The 15397-nt window shown below is 48.7% G+C and carries 13 protein-coding genes; 2 read left to right on the top strand and 11 right to left on the bottom strand.

The features are described 5' to 3' along the window. Positions 1 to 12: 12 nt before the first annotated feature. The 9 genes from P22_RS15770 to P22_RS15730 form a co-directional block, all read right to left on the bottom strand. Entirely contained in the window at positions 13 to 1350 is a 1338-nt protein-coding gene (locus P22_RS15770) for a nitrogenase component 1 (protein WP_054261187.1), read from the bottom strand. Between the two features lie 456 nt (positions 1351 to 1806). Continuing rightward, positions 1807 to 3123: a nitrogenase component 1 gene (locus P22_RS15765; RefSeq protein WP_054261186.1), complete on the bottom strand. Its 1317-nt coding sequence runs from the start codon at positions 3121 to 3123 to the stop codon at positions 1807 to 1809. Then, positions 3123 to 4589 carry a nitrogenase component 1 gene (locus tag P22_RS15760; RefSeq protein ID WP_054261185.1) on the bottom strand — a complete coding sequence of 489 codons (1467 nt, stop codon included), beginning with the start codon at positions 4587 to 4589 and terminating at the stop codon, positions 3123 to 3125. Before P22_RS15760 ends, P22_RS15765 begins: the two co-directional genes overlap by 1 nt. A gap of 98 nt (positions 4590 to 4687) precedes the next feature. Further along, positions 4688 to 5740, bottom strand: coding sequence for an ABC transporter substrate-binding protein (locus tag P22_RS15755; protein ID WP_054261184.1), 1053 nt, complete (start codon positions 5738 to 5740; stop codon positions 4688 to 4690). 42 nt (positions 5741 to 5782) lie between these two features. Further along, positions 5783 to 6622 (bottom strand): ABC transporter permease, encoded by an 840-nt coding sequence (locus P22_RS15750; RefSeq protein ID WP_156319010.1) that lies wholly within the window; start codon positions 6620 to 6622, stop codon positions 5783 to 5785. Positions 6623 to 6679: 57 nt separating this feature from the next. Then, positions 6680 to 7447, bottom strand: coding sequence for an ABC transporter permease (locus tag P22_RS15745; protein WP_054261182.1), 768 nt, complete (start codon positions 7445 to 7447; stop codon positions 6680 to 6682). After that, positions 7407 to 8717 (bottom strand): nitrogenase cofactor biosynthesis protein NifB, encoded by a 1311-nt coding sequence (nifB, locus tag P22_RS15740; RefSeq protein ID WP_054261181.1) that lies wholly within the window; start codon positions 8715 to 8717, stop codon positions 7407 to 7409. Before nifB ends, P22_RS15745 begins: the two co-directional genes overlap by 41 nt. 142 nt (positions 8718 to 8859) lie before the next feature. Then, a complete protein-coding gene (nifH, locus tag P22_RS15735) occupies positions 8860 to 9735 on the bottom strand; it encodes a nitrogenase iron protein (RefSeq protein WP_054261180.1) in 876 nt (291 codons plus the stop codon). 208 nt (positions 9736 to 9943) lie between these two features. Continuing rightward, positions 9944 to 10366: a DUF2292 domain-containing protein gene (locus tag P22_RS15730; RefSeq protein ID WP_082378521.1), complete on the bottom strand. Its 423-nt coding sequence runs from the start codon at positions 10364 to 10366 to the stop codon at positions 9944 to 9946. Between the two features lie 352 nt (positions 10367 to 10718). On the opposite strand from P22_RS15730, the gene P22_RS15725 reads away from it, so the two are divergent. Further along, on the top strand, positions 10719 to 12086 hold the full coding sequence (locus P22_RS15725) for an N-acyl-D-amino-acid deacylase family protein (RefSeq protein ID WP_069972844.1): 1368 nt from the start codon (positions 10719 to 10721) through the stop codon (positions 12084 to 12086). Between the two features lie 221 nt (positions 12087 to 12307). Here the strand turns inward: P22_RS15725 and P22_RS15720 are convergent, their stop codons facing one another. Both P22_RS15720 and pdxK read right to left on the bottom strand, forming a co-directional pair. Beyond that, entirely contained in the window at positions 12308 to 12829 is a 522-nt protein-coding gene (locus P22_RS15720; protein WP_054261179.1) for an ECF transporter S component, read from the bottom strand. Positions 12830 to 12982: 153 nt separating this feature from the next. Then, positions 12983 to 13789, bottom strand: a complete 807-nt coding sequence (gene pdxK, locus P22_RS15715) for a pyridoxine/pyridoxal/pyridoxamine kinase (RefSeq protein WP_054261178.1) — start codon at positions 13787 to 13789, stop codon at positions 12983 to 12985. Between the two features lie 113 nt (positions 13790 to 13902). On the opposite strand from pdxK, the gene P22_RS15710 reads away from it, so the two are divergent. Next, positions 13903 to 15303, top strand: a complete 1401-nt coding sequence (locus P22_RS15710) for a MocR-like pyridoxine biosynthesis transcription factor PdxR (RefSeq protein ID WP_054261177.1) — start codon at positions 13903 to 13905, stop codon at positions 15301 to 15303. Positions 15304 to 15397: the final 94 nt, after the last annotated feature.

Here is a 15397-nt window from a genome sequence, read left to right as displayed (position 1 = left end):
ATGCTCCCTTCCTTATCGATTGCTTACCAACAGCCCCAGCACATCCTCCGTCAGCCGCAACGCTCCGCTGTAGCCGGCATAAGCCCTGTCGAGCACCACCCGGTTGGATATGGGATAGGCTACGCTTAAATGAGCGGCACCCAGGGTATCGGCAAAGTCCTTCTCCAGGCTGCTGCCAAAAACAAAAGCCGGACTGAAAGAATCAAAATAACGGCTGTTCTGATTACGGGGCCACGCTTTGCGGAAATGCCGGCCGACACTTGCCGTATCGGTATCAAACACCACTTGCGGCTTAACCCCGGACAACCCTTCGAACCGCTTTCGTACCGCCTGTTTCTCATTTTCTTCCAGAACGTCGGTTATCACCACTAATTCCGGCAGCCAGCCCAGATCATCGGCCAAAAACCGGGTTAAGGCCGACGCATAATTGGCATCCGCCACAACAACGCTGTACCGCTGAAAATCGAGATCATTGTATACATCGGATAAACGCACCAGATAGTCATAATAGCGCGTTTTTTCTTCCGCAATGGTTTGGGTCAGCACACGATCGGCAACGCCCAGGGCTGCACCGACGGTACGTAAAAATTCTTCCGTACCGGTTGGTCCAATGGGCAGCGGCGCGATGACATACGGTACACCGTGTACTTCCTCAAAAACCTGGGCCGGTTCCACGCCGGACACATCGGACACGACAATATTCAAAGCGGCTACTGCCGAATTCTTAAGGTTTTCCAGTGTTTCCCCCTCGCCAAAAAAAGTATTGACCTGAAACCCCAGTTTTTGGATTAAGGCTTTCAGGACATTCAGATTTCCTTTCCAAAACACATCCTGAACCGGAACAATACCAAACAGGTTCACTGTTTTTTTATCTTTCACCGGATTCGGTGTTACATAATCACGGAATAATTTGCTGAGAACGATGTCATATCCCTGATAGGAATTTCCTTTAAACCCACCGGTCTCCGCCGCCAGCACCGGCTTGCCCGCCTGCTTGAACTTATTGGCCACGGAAACGGCATCATCGCCGATAATATCCACCATACAGCCTGTTACCACAAAATATAAGTCACCGTCAACAATTTCCAGCGTGCTGGCAATCTGTTCCTCCAGCCGTTCCTCACCGCCGAACACAATATCCTTTTCATAAATATTGGAACTGGGCAATGCCTGTCCGGCACAGTAACTACTGCCCAGATAACCTGCCGCTCCGCTTAACGCGTTGGTAAAGTTGCCGCCACAGCCCGCAGCCGCATGCAGAATGGATATCGTCCGCGGCAGTGCGTTCAGCGTGGCCACCGCGCCCCCCATAGTACACAAATAGCGCGGCCTGTCAATAAATTTACTCATCTGTTGCTTCCCCCCCTATCAAGTAAACGTAGTATAAGACAACACCGCTTCCATGCGCTCTTTAGGCGCCATTTCGTTGGGAACTTTCAAACCGCTCATTTTCGACCTCTCCTTTCCGCACGGTTTTTCATTAAAACATCCGTAAAAAAATAAAAGGCAAAGATGATTCCTTCGTAAAGGATTCCTCTTTGCCTTCAGTATGGATATACTGACCAGTCAAATGACGATGAATTTGCCGTTACCAAAAAAACTGCCTAACAGTACAAAAAAGCTAAGGTATACCATAGACCGGTACTCACCTTAGCCTTCAGTTATTCTGATCAGCAAATCCATTCATATAAAAGTGTATTTTTCTTTAATTATAACGATTTGCCGGTATTTGTCAAGCTAAAAATATTGCCGTAAAATACCCGGCCTCCTATGTATAGGGGAGCAAGGATCAGCTTTATTATCAGCTTACTGGAAGTCTTCCAGAACTAAAGAATAGACATCTTCAACAAGCCTTAACGCGCCTTCATAGCCTACATACGAGCGGTTCAGCACCAGCCGGTTGCTGACCGGCGTGGCAAGTGACAGCTGATAACCGTTAATCTCCCGCGACAGAACCCGGTCCCAGGCGCTGCCCAATATCAGCGGGCGGCTGCGGAACTTAATTTTCCGTATATCTTCGTGGATTTCACCGCCATCATTGGAAAAAACCACTTTCGCTTCAATACCGTCTTCAAATTTTCTGAATTCCGCCGTTATCTCCTCCTGATATTCTTCGGCAACGCCATCGGTTATATATTGTGTTTCCGGCAATAAGCCGAAATCATTGATTAAAAAACGGGCCACGCCCAGGGCATAGAAGCTGTCGGCTATGGTGACGAACCGCCTGGGCATCAATTGGGTTTCCAGCAGTGAATCGGCAGCCCGGTCGATAAAATAATAATAGTCTTTTTCCAATTTGCCGATTAGTCTCTCCACCCGCCGGTCTTCGATCCCGGCGTAATTTCCCACCGTTCTTAAAAAATTGGCCGTTTCGGTCGGACCAATCGGCAGTGCCGGGTAATGCAGGTACGGTGTCCCGAATTTTTCTTCTAAATGCTTGACATTTTTAAGGCCCACCCACGGGGATACCAGTAGATTAAACTGCGCTTTCGGCACCCGCTTTAAAGCTTCCGGACCATGGCCCGGTCCAAAAACACTATTTGGTGTCAAACCCAGCAAAGAAATCAAATTTCCGATCTCTTTAAGATTGCCTACCCAAAAAGGGTCCTGATAAGGCACAACGGACCAGATGTTCACAAGCCCCTCTTCTTTTTCTGCCGTCGGCTGCAAATACTGCTCAATAATCGCATCCAGCACAAGCTCATGGCCAAACAGATTGCTTCCTTTAAAACCGCCGGTTTCCACAGCCACCACCGGTTTTCCCTGTTCCTGAAACCGGCGGGCCACTTCACTGACATCGTCACCGACAATATCGGACGTACAGCCGGTTAAAATAACAAACAGCTCGGCATCAATGACTTTCAGGGCATTTCCCACAATATCGCGCAGCCGGTCATCGCCGCCGAAAATAACTTCCTTTTCCCCGATATTGGTGCACGGAACCGAGTGTCCGCCTACATAACCCGAACCCTGACAGCCATTGGCCGCACCTAAAGTCCGCCACAGTTTTTGCCCGCAGCCCGGCCCTGCATGCAGGATCGGTGCCGCCTTCTCAATGGCCAGCACGGACTGATAACTGCCCAAAGCGCATACATGGCGCGCTTGTTCCACGAATTGCGACATTATACCACCTCGTCCTGTAAAAATGTAAAGCTGTCCTGTTCCAGCCACCAGTCGGTATACGGCAGCTTAACCCTGGCCGACAGTTTTTTTACAAAATTACGATTTGTTAACGCATCCAGAACCCGGAAACCAAAGTCAACCAGCCCCTGATAGCCATAGGCGGTGTATTCGTCACCAATCATGATGGAAGGTATGCCCAGCTTGATAGCCCACACCGTCATGCCCGGATGACGGCCGATATAAAGATCCGGTTTCAGTTTATTAAGCAGGTTCATCATTTCAAATACCTGCTGATCGGCCACACTGAAGGGGATGTCTTTTCCCGCCTCCAGTAAATGACTTACCGTCTCCGGGGCATGACCGCTGTCATACTGCGGGTCGTAATGCCAGGAAGCCCCCCAGATGATTTCAACGCCCAGTTCCTGCAGCGTGCGGATATAGTCATGGGCAAAACTGGGTCCCATGCCGACAACGGCTTTGGTACCGGCAAGTTTTCCCTTCAGTTCAGACAAATCACTGGCAATCCGGGCTTTTTCCTCTTGAATGTATGCTTCGACTTCGGCCTCCTTGCCAACGGCCGCTCCCAACCCCCTGAGCCAGTTATCCGTGCCGGATACGCCATGCGGCTGCAGGGCTTTCACATAGGGCACACCGTATCTCTGTTCCAGAGCATTGCCGAAGTAGCCGCCCAGCGTTCCGCAGATGCTGATGGTTGCCGCCGCTTCCGACGCTCTGGCCAGCTCATCAATGGAACTATAGGGTACCATAAATACCGGTTCCAGCCCAAACCGGGCCAGCATGGCGGTAATTTGATTCCGGGCGCTGCCTCTAAAATTAATCAAGTTCACCTTATTGGTTTTCTTTTCCGGCGGGTTGACAATCCCCGTCAAAAGCGCATGAAAAGCCGCATCAAACCCGGAAGCCCAGATTTGCGATTTAAAACCCTCGCAGAACACTGGCACCAACGGCACCGGTATTTCCTCGCGCAGCTCATCCAAAGCACTGACAATATCTTCCCCGATAATACCGGATACGCAGGACGTAGTGACAAAAACAGCCTTCGGGCTAAACCGCCGGTAGGCCTCTCTTACTGCCCCCTTCAGCTTGGCTACTGCGCCGAAAACCGTATCTTCCTCCACCATGTTGGTGTTCAGAATATTGATATTCCGGTAAGGCAGTCCTCTGACCTTTCTGCCCCATTTATCCTGCTCATTGGCACCTGCGCTGTCACCGACGCAGCCGACCGGTGCATGGTTAACCACCGCAGCGTCCACAATGCCGGAAAGGTAGTTTTGCGCACAGCCGGAACTGCAGGCACTGGCCTGACTAAAGCATCTCCCTTTATTCTGCAATGAGCAGCCTGCTGCACGGGACCCCAAATCCCGGATTGAACCCTGGTACCCGGTAATGGAACCTAACCGGTTCTCCCTGATCGCCACTTCGGGCAGTTCTAAATTAATCGCCATAGCCACTATAACCTCCTTAATCTTTTTCACATTTAGAAGATAAATGTCATGACGGCGTATGGAACCTGTCCTTAACCGTCATGACACGCCGTAAAGGATCAGCTGTCAAAAGAATGAATGACTAGATCGGAAGGTTTCACTTTACCCTGGGAAATGACTTTACTCTTTTCCAAATCCTCAATCCAGGGAACAATTTCCGACTCAATGATTTTCGTATCGGTTGCGTAGTAATGAGTGGCATTTATCGGTACGTGAATCCAGTCCTCCGTCATTTTACGGGCTTCTTCCGGATAGTCATTCGACCATTTTTGGGCTTTGGCAATGGCCCGGGCAAATTTCTTGATAATTTCCGGATTTTTGTCAATAAAATCCGTAGTAAAGTAATAGTAGCCCACGCCACCGGCTACCCCCAGACCGGCATCAAGACTGTCGGCAATTTTAACCATGCCGGCATCCTCCATGGATTTATAGTAGGGAGGGTGTACGCCGGCTACGGCAATCAAGCCTTGTTTTAGTGCCTGTACCGCCTGCACATCGGGCATGGAAACCCATTCAATTTTATCCCGCGACAGTCCCTGACGGTCAGCTATCTGATTCGCCAGAAAATCTGCGCAAATGTTCTTGGTAATTGTCGAAAATGTAAGCTGCCCTTCCTTATTAGCCAGGTCTTTGAAAGAATGGACATCACCAAACTTTTCCGGATTGACATACCAGTTCATATGCCGCAGCTTAGGATCAAGATCGGGTGTCGGGTCGATCCCGGCACGAACCACGCCCTTGATTTTAGCTCCGCCGGCAATGGCTACGGCCAGCTTATTGGGATGCTCGGAGCCCACATCATTATTACCGTTAAGAATAGAAGGAATTTGCTGAGCCGGCTGCGTATCGCCGGTATAGACAATTTTCAATCCCTCTTCGGCAAAGAATCCTTTAAGATCGGCCACTACCCACGGAGTAGACGAGCAGTCGGTCTTGGACCAGGTTCTAATCGGGATTAAACCATCATCCTGTCCCGTTGTCTGGGCGCTTTTCACCTCGCTGCCGCCGCTGACCGGCTTCTCGGCAAAATTAGCTCCATAGGCGATTCCCCCGATAACAGCTATTCCGACAAGCCCAAGAATAATATTTTTTACTGTTTTTTTATCCGCCATATTTTCCATCCTTTCTATCCAGTTTTTTACTTTATTTAGATACTAATACTCGGGTGTGTGTTCTTTCCAATTGATTACTTTATTTTCCAACTTGCCGAATAAATAATGTAAACTCAAGCCCAATACGGAAATAACCACTGTCGCCGCAAACAAAACGGGAATCTGGTAATTGGTCTGGGCATTCCACACCAGCCAGCCCAAACCGCTGCTGGCTCCGATCATTTCCGCTGCGATCAGCATGAAAAAAGCCACGCCGGAACTCATCTTTAAACCATGGAATATGGCGGGAGCCGCTGCCGGCAGGATGACCTTGTAAAACAGTTCTTTTCCTTTAACTCCCATAGACTGTGCCGACTTAAGCAGTAAAGGATCAATCTCTTTTACACCGGTAATGGTGTGCAAAAGCACCGGCCAGACGCAGACCCAAATAATCATAGCCACTTTGGAAACCTCGCCAATGCCAAACAAAAGAATAAATACCGGGAACAGGGAAAATGGGTTTACGGCATTCAACAGCCGCAGCAACGGTGTGGCAACACGTTCAAACAGCTTAACCCCCCCCCCCAGGAAAAACCCTAACGGTATACCGGCAACTGCGGCGATGCCAAAACCACCCAGCGCCCGCCCTAAACTGACGCCAATATGTTTGAGCAAGGTTCCGTCAGCCAGCAATTCCCGTAACGTTTCCAGTACAACAGAAGGCGGTGAAATAAAGGTCTGCTCCACCCAGCCGATCCGGGGCGCAATTTCCCATAAAACCAGGAAAACAATAATGGAACTATTGGCATAGAGACTTTGTCCCAGCCACTTGGGCAGTGCCTTCATGGTGAGCAGCCCCTTTCTGTCCTCCGTTGCTTTTTTCAGTGTCACTTCCACCACCATCACTCCTTTCTATACGTGAAAAATAGGGTCTTGCATACCATGGTATCCGGAAAACAGTTACCGTTTCCATTCCAAAAGATTTTCCTCCAGCCAGTAAATAAAATAGTTAATGGCCATGCCAAGCAAGGCAATGACAATCGTGGCCGCAAACAAGCGGGGAATCACAAAATTCATAGACGAGTTGTGAACCACCCAGCCCAGTCCGGCACTGGCCCCAATCATTTCCGCCGCAATCAGCATGAGAAAAGCATGGGAAGCGCCGGTACGGATACCGGTGAAAATAACCGGCGCCGAACCCGGCAGGAGCACTTTGGTGAAAATCGTCAGCCGGCCGGCTCCCACGGAACGCGCACTTTTAATATATAAAGGATCGATTTGCTGCACGCCGGCAATAGTTGTAAACAACACCGGCCAGATGGTGGACCAGAAAATAATACTGACTTTGGCTATTTCGCCAATTCCGAAAAAAAGGATAAATATCGGGAACAGGGAAAATGCGTTAATCTGTCCCAGCAAACGCAGCAGCGGCCTTACATGGCGGGATAAGTTCGGGAAAACTCCGCCTAACAGAAAACCGGCCGGAATCGCCAGGGCAATGGCAAAAATGAGTCCCAGGAAAGTACGCTGCAAGCTGGCGGCCACATGAATAAAAAGTTCGCCGTTTCCCAAAAGTTTGATAATCGCTTTTACTACCTCGGAAAAAGGGGGAATAAACTGCGCGTCAATTACGCCTATGTCAGGAAGAATCTCCCACAACAGGAAGAACGCCACAATTCCCGAAATGTTAATTAGCCGTTCGCCGGCTTGGTGCCATAACTCTTTCATGCTCAATTGCCTCCTGCCTTGTTAACGCTTCAACTGCATATTGCAGACCGTTTGCCACACTATCACAATATTCGACGGCGGTAACTCCCCGGCAGCACAGTTTATCTTTGGCATGCTGGCCGATCCGCATCGTTAAAACGGCATCGCAATCCTGCAGCGAATCAATTATATGATCTCTTCTTCTTTCCTCATCCTCACAGTCGGCCATACCCAGGCAGTATTTCTCTGCCGCCCGCTCCTCAAGCAGCTGGAAATTCCGGCCGTCTCCCTGGTAGATGAGAAAGCGTTCCGCATGCCCGAAGTGTTGATCAACCAGCTTATTGTACTTGGAAGTCACCGCAATCCGGTACTGCTTTTTTGCGGGATTATATACTTTGGGGACACCGGCCGGACGCTGCGACAGCCTAAATTCCTGCGACCGGTCTTCGTTCAGCCTGCCGATGGCATCGGCCCGGCATTGCTGACAGTGCCTCATTTGCGGCAGATCAAGCTGGCAGATATTTCTTAAGTCATTTACTTCCTTCATGCTGGTTGGGGGGAAATGTTCAAAATTACTGCCCGGCGCCGGAATCAGCGGCATAATATTGGCAACAAACGCCCCCAGTTCTTTCGCTCTTTTCACAACCTCAGGAATATGCCGGTCATTAATCCCTTTTATCATCACCATGTTGATTTTTACCAATATACCCCGTTCCGTTAAGTATTGTATACCTGCCAGCTGGTTCTTTAAGAGCAGTGCGGCTGCCGCCAACCCCTCATACCTTACCCCCTGATACGCAATATACTGATAAATTTTTGCTCCTATGGCCGCATCCAGTGCATTCATGGTAACCGTAACATGATGGATGCCGAGTTCGATAATCTCTCCGGCATATTCCGGCAGCAGCAGTCCGTTCGTCGATAAACAAAAAACGGTATCCGGAGAAACGGCCTTTATACGCTTAATGGTCTCTTGGGTAGCCTGCCAGTCGGCCAGGGCATCGCCCGGACCGGCAATGCCCACTACGCTGAGCTCCGGAATTTCTTCTTTCACCCAGGAAAATTTTTCTGTGGCAAGTTCCGGTGTTAAGACCTCGCTGGTAACCCCCGGACGGCTTTCATTCACACAATCATATTTGCGATTGCAGTAATTGCACTGAATGTTGCAGCGGGGAGCTACCGGCAAGTGAATACGGGCGTATTTATTATGCGCTTCGGCTGAATAGCAGGGATGCCTGCGGGTTTGTTCCAAAACCTCTGGCTTCATAATGCCGGGGCAAACGCAAGTCATATTATCACCTCTTTCTGTCCGTAAGTGAAATGTCTTCCAATAATTTTAAGGAATAAAAAACTGCAGAAATAAAATTCTGCAGCCTTCAGTCGATCTGATCAGCCTGTTTACGCTGGGTTAACCTGTTATTCATTTTTAAAATTTAAATACCTGCCGCCTTACCGCGTACCTCGCCTGTTTCCAGCGCCAGTAAATGATCGGCCCATTTCGCTGCCCATTCCCGTAATTCAGCCGTGTCCAAAGGAGAGGGGACTTTTGACTCGGTCGTTTCAATAATCTTTTGTGCCAGTTTACTGTATGTTTTAGCCTGGTCGGAATTCGGCGATGCTTCCACCGCAGTCTTGCCCTGCAGTTCGGCCTGTGTTACCGTTACCGAACGCGGCACATATTCCACAACCCGCGTTTTGGTTCTGTCAACAAAGTCATCAACAATATCCTTCGCATAAGGGGCATTGATGGAATTGGCAATTAAACCTCCCAGCAAAGCGCCGCCGGAATTAGAATATTTTTTAATTCCCTTAAACAGATTGTTGGCCGCATAAATGGCCATGAAATCGGCTGAGGAAACGGTAAACACATGCTCGGCGATACCTTCCCGGATCGGAACGGCAAAGCCTCCGCACACTACGTCGCCCAACACGTCGTAAATAATCACATCCAGCTCCAGTTCTTCATATACTTTCAATTGCTTAAGAAGCTGTACGGCAGTTATAATGCCCCGTCCTGCACAGCCTACGCCCGGTGCCGGCCCGCCGGCTTCCACGCAATAAATTCCGTTGAAGCCTTCAAAAATTACATCCTCCGCCTTGACCTGTGTCTTTTCCCGCAGTGTATCCAATACGGTGGGGATATACGTGCCGCCACGCAGTGTATTGGTCGAATCAGCTTTCGGGTCGCAGCCGAACTGCATGACTTTTAACCCCAATTTTGACAAAGCCGCACTAATATTTGATGTTGTCGTTGATTTGCCGATTCCGCCTTTGCCGTAGATAGCAATTTGTTTAATTTTTTTGCTCATTTTTTCTCCTCCTGTGTTTTAAAATCAAAAAAGGCCAGAGGACATTTTCATAAAAAATGTCTCTGGCCTTTAGCTTGATAACTAATCAGCATATGATGAACATGAATAATTGCTCTTTTGTTTATTATACTTAATCTTTTCAAAAATGCAAGTGATTTTTTCAAAAAAATATTTATTAATAGAAAATCTAATTCCTTATCTACATTGCCTATATTCCATCACCGTTAATACCCTCCACTTCATTCACGCGTCTTTTTTCCGTCTTTTCAATCTGCTCAATTTTACCATTGGCAAAACGGATAACCAACTGTCCATACTGGATTTTTTGCAGTTCAGAAATAATCTGTGGCTGCAGAGGATGTTCCGAGACCGGTTTTCCATATTTTATGTAGCCTGTTCCCCGGTTCTTGGTGGTAATGATATATTTTTCCGTTTTTTCAATTTTGACAACACAGCCATCCTGTATTGTTAAAATCAAATACCCATTTTCAGCTGAAAACAAGAAATGATTTATGATCTCCAATACCTGGTGATGCAGTTGCCGGCCTGAACTATTACGGGATGCAGTACGTCCGCCACGCACTTCAGCTGATAAATTTGAAGCTTTTTTGACAATAGGATGATCCGACATATAACTCCTCCTCGATTATCATAATGTCCAAACTAAGGGCAGTATCCCCTCCGCCTTCAGTTAAATTCCTGATCAGCCGCGCCATAGACGATTGCAATGAATGCAAAATAAAAAAGGCTAAAAGATTACTCTCCACAAGAGAGAAAGCTTTTAGCCTTCAGTTTTTCTGATTGGCTTACTATTTTATTGAACTAAATTATACCAAGATAATTTTAACACGTCAAGCAGATTATCCACATGCTATAATATAAATAAATGCTTTTGTCTTGAACACTCATATAAAATATGCTACGATGCAAACATTGTAAATTACAGCAAAAGTTTCGTGGAAGGATGCGGATGGTGATATAACATGTTCGATATCATACTAAAAAACGGTATCCTCATTGATCCGGAAAAGGGAGTCCGCTTTAACGGCCATATAGGGATTACCAATGGGAAAATTGCTGCTGTAACGAAAACGGAGATTTACGGCAAGCAGGAATACGACGTTTCCGGCAAAGTTGTCTGCCCCGGCTTCATCGACATTCATGGACATGTCGAATTTGACGCCTACTGCGGCGAACTGTCACTGCGCCAGGGGATTACTACAACAGTGGGTGGCAATTGTGGTTTCAGTCCGCTGGATATCAATACTTTTTTTGCCAGGCAGGAGAGCCAGGGCTTTATTATTAACCAGGCTGAACTGATCGGACATTCCGCCAGCCTGCGCGACAAGGTGGGGGCAACCAATCCCCTAAAACCTGCCTCTGCGGAGCAGTTGGCTAAAATGGAATATCTGGTCGAGGCCGCCTTCGAAGAAGGTGCCTGCGGGCTGTCGCTGGGTCTGGCCTACGCGCCGGGAAGCTCCGATGAAGAAGTAAACCGGCTGAGCAGGCTGGCCGCCCGCTACGGACGGATTGTGTCCGTTGATACGCGTATGGTAACCGGCAGTGACATGTACTCCCTGGTAGAAGCCATCGGCATCGCCCGTCATGCCGGTGCCCGGGTCCAGATTTCCCATCTGGTGTATCAATACGGCACCGGCCTGATGGAAGAAGCTTTGGCAGTAATCAACCGCGCCCGTGCCGACGGACTGGATATACGCTTTGACAGCGGCATGTACACCCAGTGGGCCACCCATATCGGCGCCGTATTGTTCAACGAAGACTATATGGATGATAACGGCTGGGATTTGAACGACATTCTCGTTATTACCGACAAATATAACGGTCAACGCTTAAATAAAGAAATCTATCATGAACTGCGTACTCAGGCACCGCACACCGCCGTGGTGGTACTCACCGGCATTGAAGAAGAGATTTATCTGGCGCTTACCCACCCGTTTGCCATGCCGTCCACCGATACTGGCGCCTATGCCCCCGGCGAGGGGCACCCGCAAATAGCCGGAAGTTTCCCCCGTTATTTGAGAAAAATGGTAACCGAACGCTACGAACTGACACTGATGGAAGCCGTGCGCAAGGCGACCTTGCTGCCGGCGGAAACGCTTGGTTTTCACACCAAAGGCCGCTTAAGAGAACAGATGGACGCCGACCTGGTCGTATTCGATATACAAACCATTGCGGATAAAGCCGTTTTCGGCCTGCCGGATATACCGCCCGAAGGCATTGATTATGTCTTTATCAATGGCAAACTGGCCCTTGATAGGGGAACTATTGTCAACGCCCAAGCCGGAAAAGCGGTACGCTGCACCAAGCCGGTATATGATTATCAAATCTAGTACCGTGCATCATATAAAACACTAGATAGATTGCAAGGATTTTCTCGCCTTGCTTCGTTATCGTCGCCTTACCTATGTCCGGTAGGCGGGGCTCCTCCGCCTTGCAGGGCGAAAAATACTGCAACCTAATTCATGCTTTTAGGTGACGCACGGTACTAATAAAATGGAGCTTATCCAAGGCGCTCCATTTGAAACACCTGAACAAGCCCGGTAAGAAATCTTTACATGTATCGAACTTTATTACCATACTTTCTCAACTTGACTACGACAGGCAGCACGATGACTGACGCCACGCCAATCTGAACGAGATTACCGGGAATCGATGCCATCGGTGCCAGCCAATTGCCGTAAATAATCCCCTCGGCGCCATAATAACCAGCCACCTTAATAAGGCAAGCCGCCGCCAAAGCCGGGATATAAGCCTTCCAGGTCCGGTTCTTTTCGCAGATAGCGCCAACCGTATATCCCATGAGACCGACAATGACCAAGGTAAAGGGAGCCCATAAAAACCAGCCGCCCACCACATCAAAAAGAGCCATGCCGATTCCCCCTGCCAAAGCGCCTAGCCAGCGCCCGTAAAGAATGGCGATAATAAAAAGAGGCACATTCCCCAAATGGATTAGACCGCCATTGGCGGCAATGGGAAGCCGAAGATTTACAAATGACGTACAAATAAAAACGAGGGCAATGCCCAATGCTGCATAGGCCAGTCGTTTGGTTTGACTGAAGGATTGTTGTTCCATACCGGCTCTCCCACCTTTCTGCCTGCTAACCTATTGATTTTTTCCTTCGGTTTCATTTTCAGGCTTTGCTGCCAGCCTTTCGAATGATCTTCTTGTGTCTACGTAACAAGACAGTTCCAGCCCTAAACAGGAGCCAGTTTTGAGGCTCCTGTACTATTTTAAGCGATGAGCCGCATGATAGGTCGGTCCTACGTACTGATTAAGCGGGAACGAATGCTTAATGGCGGCCGTGATAAAAGCTTTTGCCTGCCGGACCGCTTCCGGAACGGCAAGCCCTTTGGCCAGTCCGGCGGTAATGGCCGATGCATACGTACAGCCGGCCCCATGAGTATAGGCGGTCTTAATTAACGGCGATTCCAGCGTCTCAAAACGGTGACCGTCGTACAGGACATCCACCGCCGTATCCAGCCCGGATTTTGCACCGCCTTTAATTAAAACATACCTTGGTCCCAGCTTGTGAATATTTTCAGCGGCAGCTTTCATATGCTCCAGAGACTGAATGGCTTTAATTCCGCTTAACTGCCCGGCCTCGAAAATATTCGGAGTCATAATCGTAGCACGAGGCGCCAGTTCTTCCCGGATGCTGACCGCCGCCTCCGGATGCAAAACTTCATCCGTTCCCTTGCACACCAGTACCGGATCAATGACAACATTTTTGACCTTATACTGGTCAATTTTTTTGGCCACCAGCGAAATCACCTCGCTGCTGGCCAGCATACCCGTCTTCAGCGCATCCACACCAATACCGGCCAGTACGGTTTCCAGCTGCGCCTCCAGCACCTCAAGCGGCAGCGGAAACACATCATGCGCCCAATTATTTTTAGGATTTTGTGCCACAATCACGGTGATTGCCGTCATGCCGTAAACGCCGAGTTCCTGCAGTGTTTTCAAATCGGCCTGCAAACCGGCACCGCCGCTTGTATCGGAACCGGCTACCGCCAGTGCTTTATAAATTGCCATATCCATTCCTCCTGCTTTAAAAAATAACAGTTATAGTATAAAATAGATTTGTTCCCTTTAAAATATACAGTTTTATTTTTTTCTATAGGTACAGTTTAGAAAGGAGATTGCTTATGGATTCGGTTATGCTGAATACGGACAGCCAGGAGCCTTTATATATCCAGCTTTATCACTTCTTTCGCACCCAAATCGAACAGGGCCGCTTAAATCCCGGTGAAAAAATACCTTCTATCCGCGGGCTGGCTAAAAACCTGTCCGTTAGCAAAATCACTGTCGAAAAAGCTTATCAACAGCTGCTAAGCGAAGGATATATTGAAAACGGCAACCGGTCGCGCTATACGGTCAACCCTTTGGAGCTTGCCGGTTTCAAGCCGGCAGGTCCTCTTTCCACCCTGAAACCGCTAAAAAGCGAAGAGCAGGCAAAAAAGCCGCTGCGCTATGACTTCGCCAGCGGCGATATGGACAGCAACGGCTTCGATTTTAGCCTCTGGAAGCGCTATATCAACAAAGTGTTTCTCAAAAAAAACCGTTTGACCAGTTATGGAGATGCCAAGGGGGAAGCTGAATTACGGCGGGAACTAGCCCGTTATTTGCAGGAATCAAGGGGAGTCTATGCCCACCAGGAACAGATTATTGTAGGTGCCGGAACTCAGCATTTGCTGCATATGCTGTGCAGTTTATTAAAAACCAGCTATCAAAGTATCGCTTTCGAAGAACCGGGTTTTAAACAAGGCCGGCGTATCTTTGCCGACAATGCGTTCTCTATCATCCCTGTCACTATGACCAAAGACGGCCTGGATATGAACGAACTGTTACATAGTCAGGCCCGCCTGGTTTACTTAAGTCCTTCGCATCAATTTCCCACCGGTTATATCATGCCGATCGGCCAAAGAAACCGGCTGCTGGCCTGGGCCAAAGCCAATCAGGGAACCATTATTGAAGACGACTACGACAGTGAATTCCGCTATTTCGGACGGCCGATACCGGCCTTAAAAGGACTGGACAGCGCGGATTGCGTCGTCTATTTAGGCTCGCTCTCCAAAGTCATTCCACCGTCCATTCGTATTAGCTACATGGTATTGCCCGAACGGCTGCTGTCTCTCTACCAGAAAAATTCCTCCCTGTATAATCAATCGGCTTCAACCCTGGAGCAGCTTGCCCTGGCCCAGTTTATGGCCGACGGCCATTTTGCGCGCCAGATCCGCCGCCTGCGTAAACTGTACCAGGAAAAGAGGCTGCTGTTTCTGGAAGCCGTTCGCAAAATTCTAGGTGCACAGGCCGAAGTGAATGAAACCGATGCCGGCCTGCATACCATCCTAAGCATAAAATCGCCGTTGTCCGCCCAGGAACTGGTTCAGCGCGCCTGGCAAAAAGGCTGCCGTGTTGTCCCTCTTCAGGACTACTATTTGGAAACCGTCCCTCATAAATTACCGCAGGTCATTTTATATTTTTCCAAAATACCTGAAAATGAAATAAAAGCAGCTATTCAGCTGCTTAAGGAAGCCTGGTTTTGATTTTCACAGAAAAGCGCGCTGCATTCCCTTTTGCATACTATCAATAACAATCTGCATCATATCTTTCATCGCCGTATTAGGTGAATATTCGTAC

The sequence above is a fragment of the Propionispora sp. 2/2-37 genome, from assembly GCF_001298735.1.
Lineage (GTDB): Bacteria > Bacillota > Negativicutes > Propionisporales > Propionisporaceae > Propionispora.
This window is presented reverse-complemented; position numbering and strand designations above follow the sequence as displayed.

What these genes read in the sequence shown, in the direction of transcription:
- P22_RS15770 (WP_054261187.1), bottom strand. Translation starts at nt 1,350, where the DNA reads ATGAGTAAATTTATTGACAGGCCGCGCTATTTGTGTACTATGGGGGGC.
- P22_RS15745 (WP_054261182.1), bottom strand. Translation starts at nt 7,447, where the DNA reads ATGAAAGAGTTATGGCACCAAGCCGGCGAACGGCTAATTAACATTTCG.
- P22_RS15730 (WP_082378521.1), bottom strand. Translation starts at nt 10,366, where the DNA reads ATGTCGGATCATCCTATTGTCAAAAAAGCTTCAAATTTATCAGCTGAA.
- P22_RS15765 (WP_054261186.1), bottom strand. Translation starts at nt 3,123, where the DNA reads ATGTCGCAATTCGTGGAACAAGCGCGCCATGTATGCGCTTTGGGCAGT.
- P22_RS15755 (WP_054261184.1), bottom strand. Translation starts at nt 5,740, where the DNA reads ATGGCGGATAAAAAAACAGTAAAAAATATTATTCTTGGGCTTGTCGGA.
- nifH (WP_054261180.1), bottom strand. Translation starts at nt 9,735, where the DNA reads ATGAGCAAAAAAATTAAACAAATTGCTATCTACGGCAAAGGCGGAATC.
- P22_RS15760 (WP_054261185.1), bottom strand. Translation starts at nt 4,589, where the DNA reads ATGGCGATTAATTTAGAACTGCCCGAAGTGGCGATCAGGGAGAACCGG.
- P22_RS15720 (WP_054261179.1), bottom strand. Translation starts at nt 12,829, where the DNA reads ATGGAACAACAATCCTTCAGTCAAACCAAACGACTGGCCTATGCAGCA.
- P22_RS15710 (WP_054261177.1), top strand. Translation starts at nt 13,903, where the DNA reads ATGGATTCGGTTATGCTGAATACGGACAGCCAGGAGCCTTTATATATC.
- P22_RS15725 (WP_069972844.1), top strand. Translation starts at nt 10,719, where the DNA reads ATGTTCGATATCATACTAAAAAACGGTATCCTCATTGATCCGGAAAAG.
- nifB (WP_054261181.1), bottom strand. Translation starts at nt 8,717, where the DNA reads ATGACTTGCGTTTGCCCCGGCATTATGAAGCCAGAGGTTTTGGAACAA.
- pdxK (WP_054261178.1), bottom strand. Translation starts at nt 13,789, where the DNA reads ATGGCAATTTATAAAGCACTGGCGGTAGCCGGTTCCGATACAAGCGGC.
- P22_RS15750 (WP_156319010.1), bottom strand. Translation starts at nt 6,622, where the DNA reads ATGGTGGTGGAAGTGACACTGAAAAAAGCAACGGAGGACAGAAAGGGG.